This is a genomic window from Pseudomonas parakoreensis, assembly GCF_021602155.1.
In the GTDB taxonomy this organism is placed as follows: Bacteria; Pseudomonadota; Gammaproteobacteria; order Pseudomonadales; family Pseudomonadaceae; genus Aquipseudomonas; species Aquipseudomonas parakoreensis.
On sequence record NZ_BQHY01000002.1, the window covers coordinates 15548 to 34295 of the forward strand.

Sequence of the window (18748 nt, forward strand, 5' to 3'; positions counted from 1 at the left end):
CTGCGGCAGCTCCTACAGCGGGATGGCTGATACTGTGCAGGAGCTGCCGAAGGCTGCGATCTTTTGCTTTTGATTCATTTCACGGCGCCAAATGAGAGGCCGCGCACCAGTTGTTTCTGGCTGATCCAGCCAAAGATCAGGATCGGCGCACAGGCCAGGGTCGAGACCGCTGACAACTTGGCCCAGAACAAGCCTTCGGGGCTGGAGTACGAGGCGATCAACGCGGTCAGTGGCGCGGCTTTCGACGACGTCAGGTTCAGCGACCAGAACGCCTCGTTCCAGCACAGGATCAGCGACAGCAGCACGGTCGAGGCCAGGCCGCCCTTGGCGATCGGCAGCAGCACGCGGAGCATTTCCTGGGCGAGGGTGGCGCCGTCGAGGCGGGCAGCTTCGAGGATGTCCTTGGGGATGTCCTTGAAGTAGGTGTAAACCATCCAGACCACGATCGGCAGGTTGATCAGCGTGTAGATCACGATCAGCGCGATGCGCGTATCAAGCAGGCCGAAACTCTTGGCCAGCAGGTAGATCGGCATCAGCACACCTACCGGCGGCAGCATCTTGGTCGAGAGCATCCACAGCAGCGTGCCCTTGGTGCGCTGGGTTTCGTAGAACGCCATCGAGTAGGCGGCGGGCACCGCGATCAGCAGGCACAGCGCCGTGGCACTGAACGAGATCACCACCGAGTTCCAGGCAAAACTGAAGTAGTCGCTGCGCTCGTTGATGTGCAGGTAGTTCTCCAGCGTCGGCGTGAAGATGAACTGCGGCGGCGTGGCGAACGCGTCGATTTCGGTTTTGAAACTGGTCATCACCATCCAGAAGATCGGGAAGAAAATCACGATAGCGATGGCCCAGGCCAGGGTGCCGAGCAGCAGGCTTTGCAGCCGGCGGAATTGTTGAAGGGTCATGGCAGGCCTCAGGCTTTGTCAGTCAGGTTTTTGCCGATCATCCGCACCAGAATGATCGCGGCGATGTTGGCGATGACCACGGCAATCAAGCCGCCGGCCGAGGCCATACCGACGTCGAACTGCACCAGCGCCTGGTTGTAGATCAGGTAGGCGAGGTTGGTCGAGGCGTAGCCGGGGCCACCGTTGGTGGTGGTGAAAATCTCGGCGAACACCGACAGCAGGAAGATCGTTTCGATCATCACCACCACGGCAATCGGCCGCGCCAGGTGGGGCAGGGTCAGGTGCCAGAAGATCGCGACGGGGCCAGCGCCATCCAGACGGGCGGCTTCCTTCTGTTCCTGGTCGAGGGACTGCATGGCGGTCATCAGGATCAGGATCGCGAAGGGCAGCCATTGCCACGAGACAATGATGATGATCGACAGCAGCGGGTAGTGCGCCAGCCAGTCCACCGGCTCGGCGCCGAACAGCCGCCAGACGTAGGCGAGAATCCCCGAGACTGGATGGAAAATCAGGTTCTTCCAGATCAGCGCACCGACGGTGGGCATGATGAAGAACGGCGAGATCAGCATGACTCGCACGATACCGCGGCCGAGAAACTCGCTGGCCTCAAGCAACGCGCTGATCAACACCCCGAACACCACGCTGATCAGCAGCACGCTGCCCACCAGCAACAGGGTGTTGGTGGCGCCGGGCAAGAAGCCTGAGTCGGTGAGGAAGTAGCTGAAGTTCTCCAGCCCGACGAACTCGTTCACCCCCGGATCGAGCAGGTTGTAGCGAATCATCGAGAAGTAAATGGTCATGCCCAGCGGCACGATCATCCACAGCAGCAACAGGGCCACCGAAGGGCTGACCAGAAACCAGCCGGGATTGCGTACGCGGACTTTGCGCTGGGGTTGCGCCAGGTCGAGGTGGGCTTTGGCAGTTGAAGTATTCATGGTGATCACAACCGTTTGGGTGCAGATACATGTTCAGGAAAGACAACCGTCCTGACATCGACGCGAACCCTGTGGGAGCTGGCTTGCCAGCGATGAGGCGGGCACATCCGACATTGATGTTGGCTGCTCAATCGCCATCGCTGGCAAGCCAGCTCCCACAGGTCAAGTAGTGGTTACTTGGGATAACCCGCGCGCTTCATCTCGCGTTCGGTGGTTTGCTGCGCAGCAGCCAAGGCTTGGTCCACCGTGGTCTGGCCGATCAGCGCTGCCGAGAACAGCTTGCCGACCTGGGTGCCGACGCCCTGGAATTCAGGAATGGTCACCAGTTGAATGCCGATGTACGGCACCGGTTTCAGCGTCGGTTTGCTCGGATCTGCCGCTTTCAACGATTCCAGCGTGACCTTGGCGAACGGCGCCGCGCTCATGTAAGCATCGCTGTAGGTCGAGGCGCGGGTGCCCGGCGGCACGTTGGCGATGCCGTCGGTCTTGGCCACCAGCTCGCCGTATTCCTTGGATGTCGCCCAGGCACTGAAGGCCTTGGCGGCGTCCTTGGCCTTGGAGCTGGTCGGAATCGCCAGTGCCCACGAGTACAACCATGCCGAGCCCTTGTCGGTGACCTGATGCGGGGCGAAGGTGAAGCCGACGTGATCGGCGACCTTGCTCTGGGTCTTGTCGGTGACGAACGAACCGGCGACAGACGCATCCACCCACATCGCGCACTTGCCACTGTTGAACAGCGCGAGGTTCTCGTTGAAACCGTTGCTGGAAGCGCCCGGCGGGCCGGATTTCTTCATGTTGTCGACGTAGAAGTTCAGCGCGTTTTTCCACTCCGGGCCATTGAATTCCGGCTGCCATTTCTCATCGAACCAGCGCGCGCCGTAGGCATTGGCGACGGTGGTGATCAGCGCCATGTTCTCGCCCCAGCCGGCCTTGCCGCGCAAGCAGATGCCGTATTGCTCTTTGTCCTTGTTGGTGAGTTTTTCGGCGAAGCCGGCGATCTGTTCCCAGGTCGGACGCTCGGGCATGGTCAGGCCGGCGTCCTTGAACAGGTCGGTGCGGTAGTAGGTGATCGAACTCTCAGCGTAGAACGGCAAAGCGTACAGCGAGCCCTTGACCGAGAGCCCTTCGCGCACTGACGGGAACACGTCGTCGAGGGCGTAACTGGCCGGCAGGTCCTTCATCGGTTCCAGCCAGCCTTTGGCGCCCCAGAGTGCGGCTTCGTACATGCCAATGGTCAATACGTCGAACTGCCCGCCCTGGGTGGCGATGTCGGTGGTCAGGCGTTGGCGCAACACGTTTTCTTCCAGTACCACCCAATTGAGCTTGATCTCCGGATGCTCGGCCTCGAAGGTTTTCGAGAGTTTTTGCATGCGGATCATGTCGCTGTTGTTGACGGTGGCGATGGTCAGGGTCTGGGCGCCAAGGCTGACGCTGCTGAGGGTCATGCAAGTGAGGGCAAGCAGAGCTTTTGCAGTGGGTTGCATCGTGCACTCCTTTTCTGCGTCCGTTGGGAAGCAGAAGGACAGTTATTGTTTTTGTGTCTTCCTGTGCAGGAAGAATGTGTGCTGATTACAGCCCTCAATCGACAGGCTGACAAATCATCCATCGCACTTGAACCGATACTTTTTTGCACTGGCAAAAAAGATCGCAGCCTGCGGCAGCTCCTACAGGGATCGGTGTAGGAGCTGCCGCAGGCTGCGATCTTTTGATGTGGCTATCAAGCGTGATTCTGTTCGGTCAGGCGCTGCACCGCGAGGCGTCGATAGTGTGAAGGCGTCATGCCCTTGAGTTGCTGGAAGCGCCGATTGAAGTTGGAAATATTGTTGAACCCCGACTCGAAACACACCTCGGTCACTGGCTTGTCGCCGTCGGCCAGCAGTTCGCAGGATTTGCTGATGCGCAGGCGATTGACGAACTCGATGAAGTTGCGCCCGGTGGCCTGTTTGAATACGCGACTGAAGTAGGTCGGCTTCATCCCCAGATGCTCGGCGACTTCTTCCAGCGTCAGCTCCCGGGCGTAATGGTCGAAGATGAAATCGACGGCGCGGTTGGTGCGGTCGATGTTGTGCTCGTCGGCCAGTTGCGTGTTGGTGGCGCCGGACAGCAACTGATAGTCGTCTGTCGCCGCCAGCAACTCCATCAGAATGAAAAAATGCCCCAGACGAGTGATGCCGCGTGTATCGGCAATTCGCTGCATCAGCGTCATGGCCTGGCGGATCGTGTCTTTGTCACGAAACTCGATGCCGTATTGCGCGCGCTCCAGCAGCGGCGCCAGGGTCTTGAGTTCGGCAAACACCTGGTGCCCGCTGTCGAACAACTCATCGGTGAAGTTCACCAGCATATCGCGCTTTTCCACCACTTCGTCTTCGGCCACCTGGCTGATCCAGTTGTGCGGCAGATTGGGTCCGGTAAGGAACAGCGTTTGCGGATAAAAGTTGCCGATGTAGTCGCCGATGAAGACCTTGCCGGAACTGGCGACGATCAGGTGCAGTTCGTATTCCTTGTGAAAATGCCAACGCACTAACGGGCAGGGAAAACCATGCTGACGGTAGATGATGGACAACCCGTTGTGATCGTCCATCAGCTCGTAGGAGGGATCAGTGATTCTGGTAGCCCGAGTCATGTCCGATACGTTCTGTTGTTATGTCCGGATGCTCATCATGCACGCGCGTCACGGACAGTTCCAGCACCTCAACCCCGGGCCTTGACCAGACCTTTGGCATGGTTGATCTGCTGGCAATATTCCGCCAGCCGCGTGGCACCGACGAAATCGGCATTGATAATGCTGCACTTTGGCGCCCAGCCCGAGTCCGGGCCAAACCATTGATTGAGTTCGTGGGTGATCCGCTTGACGCCGGCCAGTTCGCCATAGCTGGTGGCCGATAACGACCAGAGGCTGCCGGACGGCGGCGGGTTGGCCAGTGTTCGTGTGATGTGTTGCTTGAGTTGCTCGGCAGAGGTGATATCTGAACCGCTCCACTCATGACGGATTTGCGGCCAGTACAGGGGCGACCTGAAATCCGGGTGCGAGTCGCTTGCCAACACCACTCGTTGTACCGGACTGATCTTTTTAAGTTGTTCAATGGTCAGCTGGCTATTGTTTCTGGGAATAAGCCGCGAACCCAACTCCATGGTGATGACTTCGTGCAAGCCCTTGTAATCGAATAGTTGATTATTGATGCCCTTGAGTTCATGTATGTCCAATACGATGAACTCGTTCGGGTTATCACTGAGGAAAACGTTGAGACTTTTGACAAGTTCGCTCAAGGCACGCCCCTGGAACAGTTTCAAGCCATGAAACGTATGGAACTTCTTGATGCCCAGCCAGTGTTCATCCGCATGCAGACGCACGTCGAAAGCGCGAACGCCTTCGTTAAGCTGTTGAATGAACGGGCCATCCTGACAGACAAACCAGTTTTTTGCCGGCTGCAGATACGCCGGATACGAAAAATCGTAATCCAGCCCGGCGTTATGGGCTCCGGGCCAGACCACTTCGCCCAGGGTCAGTTGGTCGATACCGGGTGCGGACGCCATCCAGTTTTTTAAAGGGTAGTTGCTCATGGTGCATTCCGTTGCAGATAAAGTTTATTTCCGACCAGTCACATTGTTTGATCAGTTCGGAAGTTATTCTTTGATGCAGTCGGAAAAACTACAAGTCAGCACTCTTTGCAAAGTGTTGGTACTGTGTTTTCGCAGTGTTGGCTTATCAACTTTTCTGGTTTTTGGCTTCGATCCACTGCGCCATGTATTGGGTACTTTTGTGCAAGTGGTGACGCAACATGCTGCCAGTAAAGTTGGCGCGCCGTAATGCCGACAAGTTATCGCGGCAATAGTGCAAGCGAGCGATCAGCGCCGGGCCGTGATCAGCCTGCCGATAGCGCGCGTTCAACAACGCGACGCCGGCCTGCTGTGCGTCAGTCCAGCGCTGTTGGTCTTCGTGCAGAGCGACCGCGGCATCGGCCAGGGCCTGGGCCGACAGCGCCACTTCACCCGGCCATGACAGCGCACCGCACATGCCTTCGGCACCGATGGGCGTGGTGACATTGGGTGTACCGCAGAGCATTGCATCGACGAGCTTGCCCTTGATCCCCGCGCCAAAGCGCAAAGGCGCCAGGCAAACCCGGGCTTGCGACATCACTTGCAGCGCATCTTCTGCCCAGTTCATCACATGAAACCCCTGCGCCGCGTTGTGCAGGGCAGTGGCCTTGGGCGGCGTATAGGCGCCGTAGATATGCAGTTGAGCGCCGGGCAATTGCTGGCGGATCAGCGGCCAGACGGCGGTCTTCATCCACAGCACGGCGTCCCAGTTGGGCGCGTGACGGAAGTTGCCAATACTCAGAAAGTGCGCGCGCTCTTCAAAGGAAATGAACGAACCGCGCGGGGGGGCGAGCATCAGCGGGCACCAGTGCAGCAGTTCGCCAGGGACTTGAAACTGTTCGACCAGCAACTGGATTTCCACTTCGGAAATCATCAGATTCAGATCGCAGCGGTACAACGCGGCGACTTCCCGCTTGGCCAGATCGGTATCGGCCATCAACTCGAACTCTTCGCGCAGCGCCGGCGCGAACAGTGCGCTGAAGTCCTGATTGTCCGGGTCGTCTTTCAAACGTTCCTTGAGCCGTTGGTGGCGGGCGTGGCGCAGGCTCTGCAGGTCGGAAGTCTCCAGCACCCGCAAGGCATCCGGGCATTGCTTCTCGACGCGCCAGCCAAATTGCTCTTCCATCATGAACTGGTCGAACAGCACGATATCCGGCGCCAGTTCACGGATGAAAACATCGAAGCTGCTGTTGTTGAGTTCGATCGGCACCTCACGGATGCCCAGTGCGGTCAGGTCAGCCTTGTGCTCGCCCGGGCCGGCCGGGCTGCTGAAGGTGATGTCCCAGCCTTGCTGCAGGAATGTATCGAGGATCTGCATCACGTGCCCGCTGGCTGCCGAAGAGCGCGGTTCGGGCCAGACGTAACCGATGACCAGAACTTTGGTGGCGGGGGATGCAGTCATTGACAGGTGTTCCTTGCAGGCAGGCGGCTAAAAATGGCGCGCAATTAGACCACATCTGCAGCCGCTGCCGGATCAAGGCCAATCACTGGCCCAGGATGCCCTTGACCTTGTCACGCAATTGATCGATGGAGAACGGTTTGCCGATCACGTGCATGCCGGCAGGTACGTCGATGTTTTCGGCGTAACCGCTGGCGAACAGGACGGGCAGGGTGGCGCGGAGTTCACGTGCCTTGCCGGCCAGTTCACTGCCTGTCATGCCCGGCAGGCCGTAATCGGTCATCATCAAGTCGATACCCTTGCTCTGATCCCCGAGAATATTCAGCGCAGACTCGCCGTCGTCCGCCTCCAGCACCCTGAACTCCAGTTCCTCCAGCACATCGACGATGAGCATGCGTACGATGTCGTCGTCTTCTACTACAAGGATGGTGGGCGCTGGGGTGGACATATGGGTGCTCTCAAAAAAGGAAATCGGAATGGCGACCGGTCGAAAATGCCGGGCTCTTGCATGAGTAAGTGGCGCATGGCCACAAGTTCCCGATTCAACGGAAAAAAGATTAGCTGCTCTTCGCGGCGCAAGGATAACGGTTGGTGCTCGGTAAGCGCAGGAAAATGTAGGAAATTGCTGCCAAAGCAGTCAGAAAAATGGATCCATACGACCGTTTTGGGGCAAACTCCCGGGTTTCGACAGTTCGACAAGGCCGCCCCATGCCCACTCCGTCTTCGATTGATGAAACACGGTTTCGCAAACTCCTGACGCGCAACATCGGATTGCCGCTGGGCGTTGGCGCACTCAGCGCCGTGTTCTTTGTATCCCTGATTACTTATCTGCTGTCGGTGATCCAGTGGGTGGAGCACACCGATCGCGTCATCAATAACGCCAACGAAGCGGTGAAACTCACGGTTGATCTGGAAACCGGCATGCGCGGCTTCCTGCTCAGTGGCGATGAGCATTTCCTCGACCCGTACGAGACCGCCAAGCCGCGGATCAACGTGGCCCTCAACACCTTGCTCGAACTGACCGCCGACAACCCGGTGCAGACCGACCGGTTGCGGCGTCTGCAGGCGTTGCAGGTCGAGTGGGCCAATTACGCGCAGTCGATGATCGATCTGCAGCGCTCCAGCGGTGATTACCGGGGTGCGGTCAAGGCCGGGCGCGGCAAGCGCTTGACCGACGAGATCCGCAAGCAATTCGAAGACGTGATCGACATGGAGCAACAGTTGCGCACCACGCGCAACGAAGAGGTGCGCCGCACCACAATCTGGAGCATCACCCTGTACCTGCTGTTTATCGCCGGGATCAGTGGTTTGCTGGCGTATGTCGGTCGCCGTGATCTGGTTCGTCTGTCTGACAGCTACAGCGCCACTCTCGCCGCGCAACAGGCCAGCGCCGAGCGGCTGGAACGCCAGGCATGGATGCGCAGCGGCCAGACCGAGCTGGCGGAGCAGGTGCTGGGGCAACTGACGCTGAACCTGCTGGGGCGCAATATTCTGCAGTTCTGCGCGCAATACCTCGGCACGGCGGTGGCGGCGCTGTACGTGCGTGAAGAACACGGCGGCCTCAAGCGCGTGGCGTCCTACGGATTCTCCCGCGAGCAGGAAGAAAAGGATCAGCAGATCTACAGCGGCGAAGGCATCGTCGGCCAGGTGGCCCAGCAGGGGCAACTGATTCGTCTGGATTCGGTTCCGGCCGACTACTTCAAGGTCAGCTCCGGCCTGGGCGCGGGCCTGCCGCGCAGTGTGCTGGTGGTGCCGACCAGTGATGACGACCGGGTCAACGGCGTGATCGAGCTGGGCTTCTTGCGTCCGCTCACCGACCGCGATATCGATTTGCTGGAACTGATTGCCGGCAACATCGGCACCTCGATCGAAGCGGCGCGTTATCGCCAGCGTCTGCAGGAAGTGCTGGCCGAAACCCAGCAGCTCAACGAAGAGTTGCAGGTGCAGCAGGAAGAGCTGAAAACCGCCAACGAAGAGCTGGAAGAACAGTCGCGGATTCTCAAGGAATCCCAGGCGCATCTGGAAACCCAGCAAGTCGAGCTGGAACAGACCAACGAGCAGTTGGCCGAACAGGCGCAAACCCTGGCCGAGCAGCGCGACGCCATGGACCAGAAGAACACCGAACTCAATCAGGCTCAGGTGCAGCTTGAAGAGCGCGCCGAGGAGCTGCAGCGCTCGAGCAAGTACAAGTCCGAATTCCTCGCCAACATGTCCCACGAACTGCGCACGCCGCTGAACAGTTCACTGATCCTCGCCAAGCTGCTGGCCGAGAACCCGCAGGACAACCTGACGGCCGAGCAGGTCAAGTTCGCCGAGTCGATCTATTCCGCCGGCAACGATTTGCTGAACCTGATCAACGACATTCTCGACATTTCCAAGGTCGAGGCTGGCAAATTGGAAGTGATCCCGGAAAACACCAGTGTCGCGCGGCTGGCCGACGGCCTGCGCAGCGTGTTCGAGCCGCTGGCGGCGGACAAGCAATTGACCTTCAGCGTCGAGTTGCAGCCGGATGCGCCGATCATGCTGTACACCGACCGCCAGCGCCTGGAGCAGGTGATCAAGAACCTGCTGTCCAACGCCGTGAAGTTCACCGAGCACGGCGCGGTCAGCCTGACCATCGCCGGCCAGCCAGACGAGCGCATTGCCTTCATCGTGCGCGATTCGGGGATCGGTATCGCCGCGGATCAGCAGGAAAGCATCTTCGAAGCGTTCCGCCAGGCTGACGGCACCACCAACCGCAAGTACGGTGGCACCGGTCTTGGTCTGTCGATTTCGCGGGATCTGGCGGCCTTGCTCGGCGGCTCGATCAGCGTCAGCAGCGTGCCGGGGCAGGGCAGCGTGTTCACCCTGGTGTTGCCACAGCAATACAGCGAGCCGTGCGACACACCGTCCGCGCCGTTGTCCTTTACGCCGCCGCCGGTATCGAGTCCGGCCCCGGTGGCGCCGCCGTCGATTGCGGTTTCGCCCATGGCCCCGGTGCACATCCCGCGCTTTGCCGACGACCGTGGCAAGGCACCGTTCGCCACGCGCTGCATTCTGGTGGTGGAGGACGAGCCGAATTTCGCCCACATTCTTTACGATCTGGCCCACGAACTGGGTTACCAGTGCCTGGTGGCTCACGGTGCCGACGAAGGTTACGACCTGGCTCGCGAATTCGTACCGGATGCGATCCTGCTCGACATGCGTCTGCCGGACCATTCCGGGCTGACGGTGCTGCAACGCCTGAAAGAACATGCCGAAACCCGGCACATCCCGGTGCATGTGATCTCGGTCGAGGACCGCGTTGAAGCGGCGATGCACATGGGCGCGATCGGTTATGCGGTCAAGCCGACCACCCGTGAAGAGCTCAAGGACGTGTTCGCCCGTCTCGAAGCCAAGCTGACCCAGAAAGTCAAACGCGTGCTGCTGGTCGAAGATGACGATCTGCAGCGCGAAAGCATTGCCCGCCTGATCGGTGACGATGACATCGAGATCACGGCCGTCGGTCTGGCGCAGGATGCGCTGGAGAAACTGCGTACCACGATCTACGACTGCATGGTGATCGACCTGAAGTTGCCGGACATGCTCGGCAACGATCTGCTCAAGCGCATGTCCACCGAGGACATCTGCTCGTTCCCGCCAGTAATCGTCTACACCGGGCGCAATCTGACGCGCGATGAAGAAGCCGAGCTGCGCAAGTATTCGCGTTCGATCATCATCAAGGGCGCGCGCTCCCCGGAACGCCTGCTGGATGAGGTCACACTCTTTCTGCACAAAGTCGAATCGCAGTTGTCCCATGAACGGCAGAAGATGCTCAAGACCGCCCGCAGTCGCGACAAGGTCTTCGAAGGCCGCAAGGTGTTGCTGGTGGACGACGACGTACGCAACATCTTCGCCCTGACCAGTGCGCTGGAACACAAAGGTGCAGTCGTGGTGATCGGCCGTAATGGTCGCGAAGCGATTGATAAGTTGAATGAAGTCGAGGACATCGATCTGGTGTTGATGGACGTGATGATGCCGGAGATGGATGGCTTTGAAGCCACTATTGAGATCCGCAAGGATCCGCGCTGGCGCAAGCTGCCGATCATTGCGGTGACGGCCAAGGCCATGAAAGACGATCAGGAGCGCTGCCTGCAGGCGGGCGCCAACGATTACCTGGCCAAGCCCATCGACCTGGATCGCCTGTTCTCGCTGATTCGCGTGTGGTTACCGAAGATGGAACGCATTTAGTGGACAGCAGTCACTCCGTGGAGCGCAACAGCGAAATCGAATTACGCTTGTTGATTGAGGCGATCTACCTCAAGTACAGCTACGATTTTCGTGATTACTCGGGCGCTTCGATCAAGCGCCGGGTGCAGCACGCCTTGAGCCAGTTCGAGTGCGCGACGATCTCGGCGTTGCAGGAGAAAGTGCTGCACGATCCGACTGCGTTCATGCAGCTGCTGCAATTGCTGACGATCCCGGTCAGCGAGATGTTTCGCGATCCGTCGCACTTTCTGGCGATCCGCCAGGAAGTGGTGCCGCTGCTGCGGACCTATCCGTCGCTGAAGATCTGGATCGCCGGGTGCAGCACCGGTGAGGAGGTCTATTCGATGGCGATTCTGCTGCGCGAGGAAGGCCTGCTCGAGCGTACGATCATCTACGCCACCGACATCAACCCGCGCTCGCTGGACAAGGCCAAGCAGGGGATTTTCTCAATGGAGAACGTGCGCGCCTACACCGCCAATTATCAGCAGGCCGGCGGCCAGCGCTCCTTCGCCGATTACTACACCGCAGCCTACGGCTACGCGATTTTCGACAAGAGCCTGTGCGAGAACGTGACCTTTGCCGATCACAGCCTGGCGACCGACAGTGTGTTCTCCGAAACTCAATTGATTTCCTGCCGCAACGTACTGATTTACTTCAACAAGAAACTTCAGGACCGTGCCTTCGGTCTGTTTCATGAATCGCTGTGCCACCGTGGCTTTCTGGTGCTGGGCAGCAAGGAAACGCTGGATTTTTCCGGCTACTCGAATCAGTTCGAGCCGCTGGTCAAACAAGAACGGATCTACCGCAAATTATGAACGATGCCTTGGATTTGCCTCGTGTCGAGGCCATCGTGGTCGGCGCTTCGGCTGGTGGGGTCGAGGCCCTGCTGACCCTGCTCGCGCCGCTGCGCCAAGGCTATGTGCTGCCAATCATTGTCGTGTTGCACCTGCCGGAAGAGCGCCGCAGCCAGTTGGCCGAAGTATTCGCCCGACGGTTGATGCTGCCGGTGGAAGAGGCGACCGACAAACAGGACATCGCTCCCGGTACGGTTTACTTCGCGACACCCGGTTACCACCTGTCGGTTGAGCAGGATCGCAGTCTGTCGCTGAGTCTTGAAGACCGCGTGCACCATTCCCGGCCAGCCATTGATTACCTGTTTGAATCCGCCGCTGATGCTTACGGCGCAACCTTGGCTGCCGTGTTGCTGACCGGTGCCAATCACGATGGTGCTCGCGGTCTGGCGCAAGTCAAACGGCGCGGCGGACTGACCATTGTTCAAGACCCGCAGGACGCGCAGGTCGCCACCATGCCTCTGGCTGCGCTGAAGGTTCAGCAGCCTGACCATGTCCTACCCATTCACGGCATCGGCCGTCTGCTTGTCGAGCTGGAACGAATCGCATGCTGAGTAATATCCAGGCCAAATTGCTGATCGTCGACGATCTGCCGGAGAACCTGCTGGCCCTCGAAGCGCTGATCAAGCGCGAGGACCGCACGGTGTACAAGGCGCTGTCGGCGGACGAAGCACTTTCGCTGCTGCTGCAACACGAGTTCGCCATGGCCATCCTCGATGTACAGATGCCGGGCATGAACGGCTTTGAACTCGCCGAGTTGATGCGCGGCACCGAGAAAACCAAAAACATCCCGATCATTTTCGTCAGCGCCGCCGGCCGCGAACTCAATTACGCGTTCAAGGGCTACGAGAGCGGGGCGGTGGACTTCCTGCACAAGCCGCTGGACATTCACGCGGTGAAGAGCAAGGTCAACGTGTTCGTCGACCTGTACCGCCAGAGCAAGGCCATGAAGCAACAGGTCGAAGCCCTGGAGCAGGCCCGCCGCGAGCAGGAAGCGCTGCTGCAACAGCTGCAGAGCACTCAGTTGGAACTGGAGCAGGCGGTGCGTATGCGCGATGACTTCATGTCAATCGTCGCCCACGAAGTCCGCACGCCGCTCAATGGCCTGATACTCGAAACCCAATTGCGCAAGATGCACCTGGCCCGGGACAACGCTGCGGCGTTCACCCTCGACAAGATGCACGCGATGGTCGATCGCGACGAGCGCCAGATCAAAAGCCTGATCCGTCTGATCGAAGACATGCTCGACGTCTCGCGGATTCGTACCGGCAAGTTGTCGATCCGTCCGGAGCGGTTCGATCTGGTGCAACTGGTGAGCAACCTGCTGCAGAATTTCGCCCAGCAGATAGAAGCCGCCGAGACCGAAGTGTCGTTCACTGCGTCCGGGCCGGTGGAAGGTTATTGGGACGAGTTCCGCATTGAGCAGGTGGTGTCCAACCTGCTGACCAATGCTCTGCGCTACGGTGGTCGCAGCCCGATCCAGGTGCGGGTGTACCGTGAAGGTGATGAGGCGCGGGTCGAAGTTCAGGACCGCGGCATCGGCATCAGTGAAGAGAATCAGAAGCGTATTTTTCAACAGTTCGAACGGGTTTCCGCCAAGACGGTAGTGGCTGGTCTCGGGCTGGGTCTGTTCATTTCCGAGCAGATCGTCGCCGCCCATGGCGGTTCCATCGTCGTCGAGAGTCAAATCAACGAAGGCGCCCTGTTTCGCGTTTGTCTGCCAATCCAGGAAAACGGCATATCCGACGCAACCTCTGAGTGACCGCACGGTCGTATCAGCAGCTATTGACCGAACAAAGGCTTCCCATGAGCGTAGATGCACAAGATGTAGTACTCGTCGTCGAGGACGAACCGGTTATCTTGATGGTGCTGACAGACTATCTGTCGGGGCAGGGTTACCGCGTGTTGCAGGCCGAAAACGGCGAGCAGGCGTTCGAGATTCTCGCGAGCAAACCGCATCTGGACATGCTGATCACTGACTTCCGCCTGCCGGGCGGGATCTCCGGCGTGCAGATCGCCGAGCCGGCAGTCAAGCTGCGTCCGGACCTGAAAGTAATCTTCATCAGCGGCTACCCGCAGGAAATCCGCGAGACCGGCAGCCCGATCACCAGCAAGGCGCCGATCCTGGAAAAACCGTTCGATCTGGACGTGTTGCAGGAAAAGATTCAGGAATTGCTGGCCTGATCAAAAACACTGAAATGCCCCTGTAGGAGCTGCCGCAGGCTGCGATCTTTTGATTTTAAAAAACAAGATCAAAAGATCGCAGCCTGCGGCAGCTCCTACAGGCGTTTTTGGGGGTCAGTTCTTGATCATCTCGCGGACCTTGGCGGTCAGCAGATCAAAGGTGAACGGCTTGGTGATCATCTGCATGCCCGGGTCGAGGAACCCACCGCGCACAGCGGCGTGCTCGGCATAACCGGTAATGAACAGCACCTTCAGCCCCGGCCGGTACTGCCGACCGATTTCCGCCAGTTGCCGGCCGTTCATGCCCGGCAGGCCGACGTCACTGATCAACAGATCAATGCGCTGCGTCGAGTTGAGGATCGGTAAGGCGCCATCGGCATCGCCGGCTTCGACAAATGCATAACCCAACTCACTGAGCACTGCACTGACCAGCACGCGCACGGCAGGGTCGTCTTCGACGATCAACACCGTCTCGCCGTCCATCGCCTCCGGGGCCTGTTGAACAGCGGACACCGGATGCTCCAGTTCCTCGCCGCGGAAGCGCGGCAGGTACAGTTTGACCGTGGTGCCCTGATCGATTTCGCTGTCGATCGAGACGTGACCACGGGACTGTTTGCTGAAGCCATAGATCATCGACAGGCCCAAACCGGTGCCCTGGCCGATCGGTTTGGTGGTGAAGAATGGGTCGAACGCGCGGTTGATCACGCTCTGTGGCATGCCGCTGCCGTTGTCGGTGACGCTGAGCATGACGTACTCGCCAGGTTCGAGGTTGGTGTAGGCCTCGGTGAACTCCTGTTTAAGGACCTGATTGCTGGTTTCGACCACCAGTTTGCCACCCTCGGGCATCGCGTCCCGGGCGTTGAGCACCAGGTTGAGCAGGGCACTTTCCAGTTGATTGGGGTCGGCTTCAGCGACCCACAAATCGTCGTTCAGGCGCATGTCGAGCTGAATGCTTTCGTTGAGGCTGCGTTGCAGCAACTCGCCCATCGACAGCACCAGGGTATTCATCTGCACGGCTTTGGAGTCCAGCGATTGCCGGCGGGAAAATGCCAGCAAACGGTGGGTCAGGCCGGCGGCGCGGTTGGCTGAGGTGACGCCCAGATCGATCAGGCTGTCGAGGTCATCAAGGCGCCCGCGAGCCAGTCGCCGGCGCAGTAATTCAAGGCTGCCGATGATCCCGGTGAGCATGTTGTTGAAGTCGTGAGCAATACCGCCGGTGAGTTGACCGACCGCTTCCATTTTCTGCGACTGGCGCAAGGCTTCCTCGTTGTGGCGAAGCTGGGCGGTGCGTTCCTCGACTTGCTGCTCAAGGGTTTCAAGGGTTGATTGCAGGCGCCGTTCACTTTCACTCAGATCGATCAGGCGATCACGGGCTTCGTACTGTCGTCGTCGCCCGCGCAGGGCGGTGGATACCAGACTGACCAGGGTCGCCGGATGAAACGGACGCTCGAGAAAGGTCACGTTGCCCAATAATTCACTCAGGCGAGAAGACGGGCCTTGTTCGGGACCGCCGTGGTGCGTCAGCAAGACGATCGGCAGATCCGACCAGGCCGGTTGCTGCTCCAGAAAATGCAGAAGCGTTTCCAGTTCCGGGCCGCGCAACGCTTCGGCGGCAATCAACAAGAGCCCGGCGCCAGGTTCCAGTTCAGCGCACAATGCGCCCAGATCCGGGGTGATGACCCCGCCGTAACCCGCCTCATTGAGGATCATCAGCGCCACTTGGCTGTCGCGGCCCATGGGCGCGAGAATCAGCGCCCGTTCCGGCAGTGAAACGGAGGCTGTCACAAGGCTTCTTCCCGCAACAGCGGATTGCTGGCGCCAAGGTAAGTCGGTACGCCCCGCAACACACCCTGGAACGCTTCCAGCGGTTCGCCAATGGTCATGCCCTGGCCCGAAATGCGGAATTCACGGATGGTCGACTCGTGGTTGCCGGTGCGTTTCTTGATAATGGAAATGGCTCGGCGGACTTTGCCGATGGCTTCGAAGTAGCGCAGCAGGATCACCGTGTCGGCCAGGTAAGTGATATCGACCGGCGCCTGCATGTCGCCGACCAGACCATGTTGGGCAACCGTCATGAATGTCGCCGCACCTTTGCGGTTCAGATACAGCAGCAACTCATGCATGTGCAGCACCAGCGCGTTTTCTTCCGGCATCGCGGCCTGATAGCCGTTGATACTGTCGATCACGACGGTCTTGATGTTGCCCTCATCGACGCAGCGACGCACCCGGTGCGAGAACTCGCCGGGGGACAGTTCGGCGGCGTCCACCTGATCGATCAGCAGGTTGCCGGTCGCTTGCAGGGCCTTGAGGTCGATGCCGATATTTTTCATCCGCTCGAAGAGTAGACCCAGCTCTTCATCAAAGATGAACAGCGCTGCCTTTTCACCGCGTGCTACGGCAGCGGCAGCAAAGATCATTGAAATCAGCGATTTGCCGGTACCGGCCGGGCCCAGGATCAATGTGCTGGAACCGGTCTCGATGCCACCACCGAGCAGGGCGTCCATTTCCTTGATGCCGCTGGTCAATTGCAGGCGTGGATAGTCGCCACGGTGTTCGGCAGCGACCAGGCGCGGAAATACATGGACCCCGTCGCCCATGATGGTGAAGTCATGGTAACCGCCACGGTACTTTTGCCCGCGGTACTTGATGATGCGTACGCGGCGGCGCTCGGCACCGTAATTGGGGGTCAGCTCCTCGAGGCGGATGACGCCGTGGGCGACGCTGTGCACGGTCTTGTCGAGGGACTCGGTGGTCAGGTCGTCTAGCAGCAGGACCGTGGCGTCGTAACGCACGAAGTAATGTTTGATCGCCAGAATCTGCCGGCGGTAACGCAGCGAGCTTTGCGCCAGCAGGCGGATCTCCGACAGGCTGTCGAGCACTACACGGGTCGGTTTGAAGCGCTCGACCACCTCGAAAATCTGCTTGGTGGCTTCACCGAGCTCAAGGTCTGAGGAATACAGCAGGCTTTGCTGATGTTCGGCGTTGAGCAGGCTTTCCGGCGGTGTCAGCTCGAAAATCTCGATGTTCTCGTTCAGTTCCCAGCCGTGAGAGGCTGCGCCCTGGCGCAGTTCACGCTCGGTTTCCGACAGTGTGATGTACAGACAGCGTTCGCCGGCACGGGCGCCCGCCAACAGGAAATGCAACGCGACGGTGGTTTTGCCTGTACCGGGTTCACCCTCGAGCAAAAACACATGCCCTCGGGACAGACCACCGGCGAGGATGTCATCCAGGCCAATGATGCCGGTGGCGGCTTTTGCACTGATCAACTCGTTGGACGTAGACAAAGAATGCCCTCTCATGACTAGGGGAATCGAGGCAGCAGGCTGTACCAGCCGTTGTGCTCTACCTGATTACTTGACCGCTGCCGCTCATGACGGTTCCGAGGTTTCGATAGCAAAGTGTCATTGAATCAGCGGCCAACGGCTCAAAGTCCCTGCTGCAGGGCCGGGTCGTCGGGGTTCATCTGCTCCAGTTGCGCCAGCAGAATCTGCACGTTCTGCAACTGTCCGCTTTCCTTCCAGTAATTGATCAACAGCACCCGAGCCTTACGGTCGGCGGGGTGGCGCTGCACGACTTCCTGCAATTGTTTTTGCGCCGCTTCCAGTTCTTCGGCGGCATGCAGGGTGGTGGCGAGGTCGTAGCGGTAATCCTTGTTGTCCGGTTCCAGTTCGACGGCTTTGGACAAGCCGAGCAGGGCGAATTCACGCTGGCCGTGGTGCAACAGCCACAGGCCCAAGGCGTGTTGCAGATAGGCGGAATCCGGCTGCGCCTGCAGTTGTTTGGCGAGCAACTGGCGCGCGGCGTCGCTCTGACCCTGGCGATCGAGCACATCGATTTGCATCACCAGCGCCGGCAGGTTGCCCGGTTCCAGACGCAGCGTGTTGTCCAGCGCTTGCTGCGCCTGTTTGAGCTCGGCGTTGTGCAGATACAGGCGCGCCAGCTGCGCAAAGGTGGCGGCGCTTTCCGGTTGGCCCTTGAGCACTTGTTCCCAGCCATCGATGGCTTGCTGCAACGGGGCGAAATACAGACCCAGCTCATCTGGCGTCAGACCGAGGAGGGCGTTGATCGCGGCAAAACGCACGTTTTGATCTTCATCGTCGAGCATCGGCCCGAGCAGCAGGCTGCGTTGCCCGCCAGGCACCAGCCCGACCACACTTTGAATCGCTGCCAGCCGGACTTCCGGGGCTTCGTTCTGCAGGTGTGCGTCGGCCAGTTTCAGCGCTTGTGGGCTTGGATAGTTGGGCAGTTCGGCCAGCAGCCAGACGCTGCGCTTGGCCGACAAGTCCGGGCGCCCCAATTGCTGGTACAACTGCCGTGCCGCCCCGGGCTGCCCGGAGCGGGCCGCCGTCAGGGCTTCGCTGTAGCCGCGCTTGATCGCCTCGGGCACTACCGGGGCGGTGGAGCGCAGAGATAACCAGGCAACGACGATGATCAGCACGAGGCCAAGGCTGATGAGCAGGTAGCGGCGGGACTGAGGCATGCGATTTCCGTGAACGGGTGTTCTTTAGCAGAGGGGCAAGCTTCGGTCAGAGAAGGCCATGAGTCAAACCCGTGCTTGCGAATTCACCTGTAGGAGCTGCCGCAGGCTGCGATCTTTTGACTTTGATGTTCAAGATCAAAAGATCGCAGCCTGCGGCAGCTCCTACAGGG

The 18748-nt window shown here is 59.5% G+C and carries 15 protein-coding genes; 5 read left to right on the plus strand and 10 right to left on the minus strand.

What is annotated here, in order from left to right; genetic code table 11:
• Window positions 1-74: 74 nt before the first annotated feature.
• The 7 genes from L6D63_RS02655 to L6D63_RS02685 all read right to left on the minus strand — a co-directional run bounded on the left by L6D63_RS02655 (window position 75) and on the right by L6D63_RS02685 (window position 7284).
• The gene (locus L6D63_RS02655) at window positions 75-905 is read right to left on the minus strand and encodes a carbohydrate ABC transporter permease (protein ID WP_131670499.1); all 831 of its coding nucleotides are present in this window, start codon (window positions 903-905) and stop codon (window positions 75-77) included.
• A gap of 8 nt (window positions 906-913) precedes the next feature.
• On the minus strand, window positions 914-1840 hold the full coding sequence (locus L6D63_RS02660) for a carbohydrate ABC transporter permease (protein ID WP_047294620.1): 927 nt from the start codon (window positions 1838-1840) through the stop codon (window positions 914-916).
• Between the two features lie 173 nt (window positions 1841-2013).
• Window positions 2014-3324: an ABC transporter substrate-binding protein gene (locus L6D63_RS02665; protein WP_131670498.1), complete on the minus strand. Its 1311-nt coding sequence runs from the start codon at window positions 3322-3324 to the stop codon at window positions 2014-2016.
• Between the two features lie 233 nt (window positions 3325-3557).
• The gene (locus L6D63_RS02670) at window positions 3558-4463 is read right to left on the minus strand and encodes an AraC family transcriptional regulator (RefSeq protein WP_041064319.1); all 906 of its coding nucleotides are present in this window, start codon (window positions 4461-4463) and stop codon (window positions 3558-3560) included.
• 68 nt (window positions 4464-4531) lie between these two features.
• Window positions 4532-5401: a phosphatidylinositol-specific phospholipase C domain-containing protein gene (locus L6D63_RS02675; RefSeq protein ID WP_131670497.1), complete on the minus strand. Its 870-nt coding sequence runs from the start codon at window positions 5399-5401 to the stop codon at window positions 4532-4534.
• Window positions 5402-5546: 145 nt separating this feature from the next.
• Window positions 5547-6839 (minus strand): glycosyltransferase, encoded by a 1293-nt coding sequence (locus L6D63_RS02680; protein ID WP_131670496.1) that lies wholly within the window; start codon window positions 6837-6839, stop codon window positions 5547-5549.
• 82 nt (window positions 6840-6921) lie between these two features.
• Window positions 6922-7284: a response regulator gene (locus L6D63_RS02685; RefSeq protein ID WP_047294609.1), complete on the minus strand. Its 363-nt coding sequence runs from the start codon at window positions 7282-7284 to the stop codon at window positions 6922-6924.
• A gap of 260 nt (window positions 7285-7544) precedes the next feature.
• Here L6D63_RS02685 and L6D63_RS02690 point away from each other — a divergent pair, with 260 nt between their 5' ends.
• From L6D63_RS02690 to L6D63_RS02710, 5 genes are read left to right on the plus strand one after another with little or no spacing between them, the layout of a single operon-like run.
• Window positions 7545-11045 (plus strand): response regulator, encoded by a 3501-nt coding sequence (locus L6D63_RS02690; RefSeq protein WP_131670495.1) that lies wholly within the window; start codon window positions 7545-7547, stop codon window positions 11043-11045.
• The gene (locus L6D63_RS02695) at window positions 11045-11878 is read left to right on the plus strand and encodes a CheR family methyltransferase (RefSeq protein WP_041064296.1); all 834 of its coding nucleotides are present in this window, start codon (window positions 11045-11047) and stop codon (window positions 11876-11878) included. The genes L6D63_RS02690 and L6D63_RS02695 overlap by 1 nt, the downstream gene beginning before the upstream one ends.
• The gene (locus L6D63_RS02700) at window positions 11875-12468 is read left to right on the plus strand and encodes a chemotaxis protein CheB (RefSeq protein ID WP_131670494.1); all 594 of its coding nucleotides are present in this window, start codon (window positions 11875-11877) and stop codon (window positions 12466-12468) included. The genes L6D63_RS02695 and L6D63_RS02700 overlap by 4 nt, the downstream gene beginning before the upstream one ends.
• Window positions 12462-13676 carry a hybrid sensor histidine kinase/response regulator gene (locus L6D63_RS02705; protein WP_041064291.1) on the plus strand — a complete coding sequence of 405 codons (1215 nt, stop codon included), beginning with the start codon at window positions 12462-12464 and terminating at the stop codon, window positions 13674-13676. The genes L6D63_RS02700 and L6D63_RS02705 overlap by 7 nt, the downstream gene beginning before the upstream one ends.
• Before the next feature lie 44 nt (window positions 13677-13720).
• Window positions 13721-14098 (plus strand): response regulator, encoded by a 378-nt coding sequence (locus L6D63_RS02710; protein WP_016774860.1) that lies wholly within the window; start codon window positions 13721-13723, stop codon window positions 14096-14098.
• 114 nt (window positions 14099-14212) lie between these two features.
• On the opposite strand, the gene L6D63_RS02715 is transcribed toward L6D63_RS02710, so the two are convergent.
• The 3 genes from L6D63_RS02715 to L6D63_RS02725 all read right to left on the minus strand — a co-directional run bounded on the left by L6D63_RS02715 (window position 14213) and on the right by L6D63_RS02725 (window position 18578).
• On the minus strand, window positions 14213-15883 hold the full coding sequence (locus L6D63_RS02715) for an ATP-binding protein (RefSeq protein ID WP_047294605.1): 1671 nt from the start codon (window positions 15881-15883) through the stop codon (window positions 14213-14215).
• Complete coding sequence (locus tag L6D63_RS02720) at window positions 15880-17382, minus strand: ATPase domain-containing protein (protein WP_047294604.1); 1503 nt, start codon at window positions 17380-17382, stop codon at window positions 15880-15882. The genes L6D63_RS02715 and L6D63_RS02720 overlap by 4 nt, the downstream gene beginning before the upstream one ends.
• Before the next feature lie 140 nt (window positions 17383-17522).
• Entirely contained in the window at window positions 17523-18578 is a 1056-nt protein-coding gene (locus tag L6D63_RS02725) for a tetratricopeptide repeat protein (protein ID WP_047294601.1), read from the minus strand.
• Window positions 18579-18748: the final 170 nt, after the last annotated feature.

Bases quoted from the DNA above. Each gene is read 5' to 3' on its own strand.
- L6D63_RS02655 (WP_131670499.1), bottom strand. From the start codon at position 905: ATGACCCTTCAACAATTCCGCCGGCTGCAAAGCCTGCTGCTCGGCACC.
- L6D63_RS02660 (WP_047294620.1), bottom strand. From the start codon at position 1,840: ATGAATACTTCAACTGCCAAAGCCCACCTCGACCTGGCGCAACCCCAG.
- L6D63_RS02665 (WP_131670498.1), bottom strand. From the start codon at position 3,324: ATGCAACCCACTGCAAAAGCTCTGCTTGCCCTCACTTGCATGACCCTC.
- L6D63_RS02670 (WP_041064319.1), bottom strand. From the start codon at position 4,463: ATGACTCGGGCTACCAGAATCACTGATCCCTCCTACGAGCTGATGGAC.
- L6D63_RS02675 (WP_131670497.1), bottom strand. From the start codon at position 5,401: ATGAGCAACTACCCTTTAAAAAACTGGATGGCGTCCGCACCCGGTATC.
- L6D63_RS02680 (WP_131670496.1), bottom strand. From the start codon at position 6,839: ATGACTGCATCCCCCGCCACCAAAGTTCTGGTCATCGGTTACGTCTGG.
- L6D63_RS02685 (WP_047294609.1), bottom strand. From the start codon at position 7,284: ATGTCCACCCCAGCGCCCACCATCCTTGTAGTAGAAGACGACGACATC.
- L6D63_RS02690 (WP_131670495.1), top strand. From the start codon at position 7,545: ATGCCCACTCCGTCTTCGATTGATGAAACACGGTTTCGCAAACTCCTG.
- L6D63_RS02700 (WP_131670494.1), top strand. From the start codon at position 11,875: ATGAACGATGCCTTGGATTTGCCTCGTGTCGAGGCCATCGTGGTCGGC.
- L6D63_RS02705 (WP_041064291.1), top strand. From the start codon at position 12,462: ATGCTGAGTAATATCCAGGCCAAATTGCTGATCGTCGACGATCTGCCG.
- L6D63_RS02710 (WP_016774860.1), top strand. From the start codon at position 13,721: ATGAGCGTAGATGCACAAGATGTAGTACTCGTCGTCGAGGACGAACCG.
- L6D63_RS02725 (WP_047294601.1), bottom strand. From the start codon at position 18,578: ATGCCTCAGTCCCGCCGCTACCTGCTCATCAGCCTTGGCCTCGTGCTG.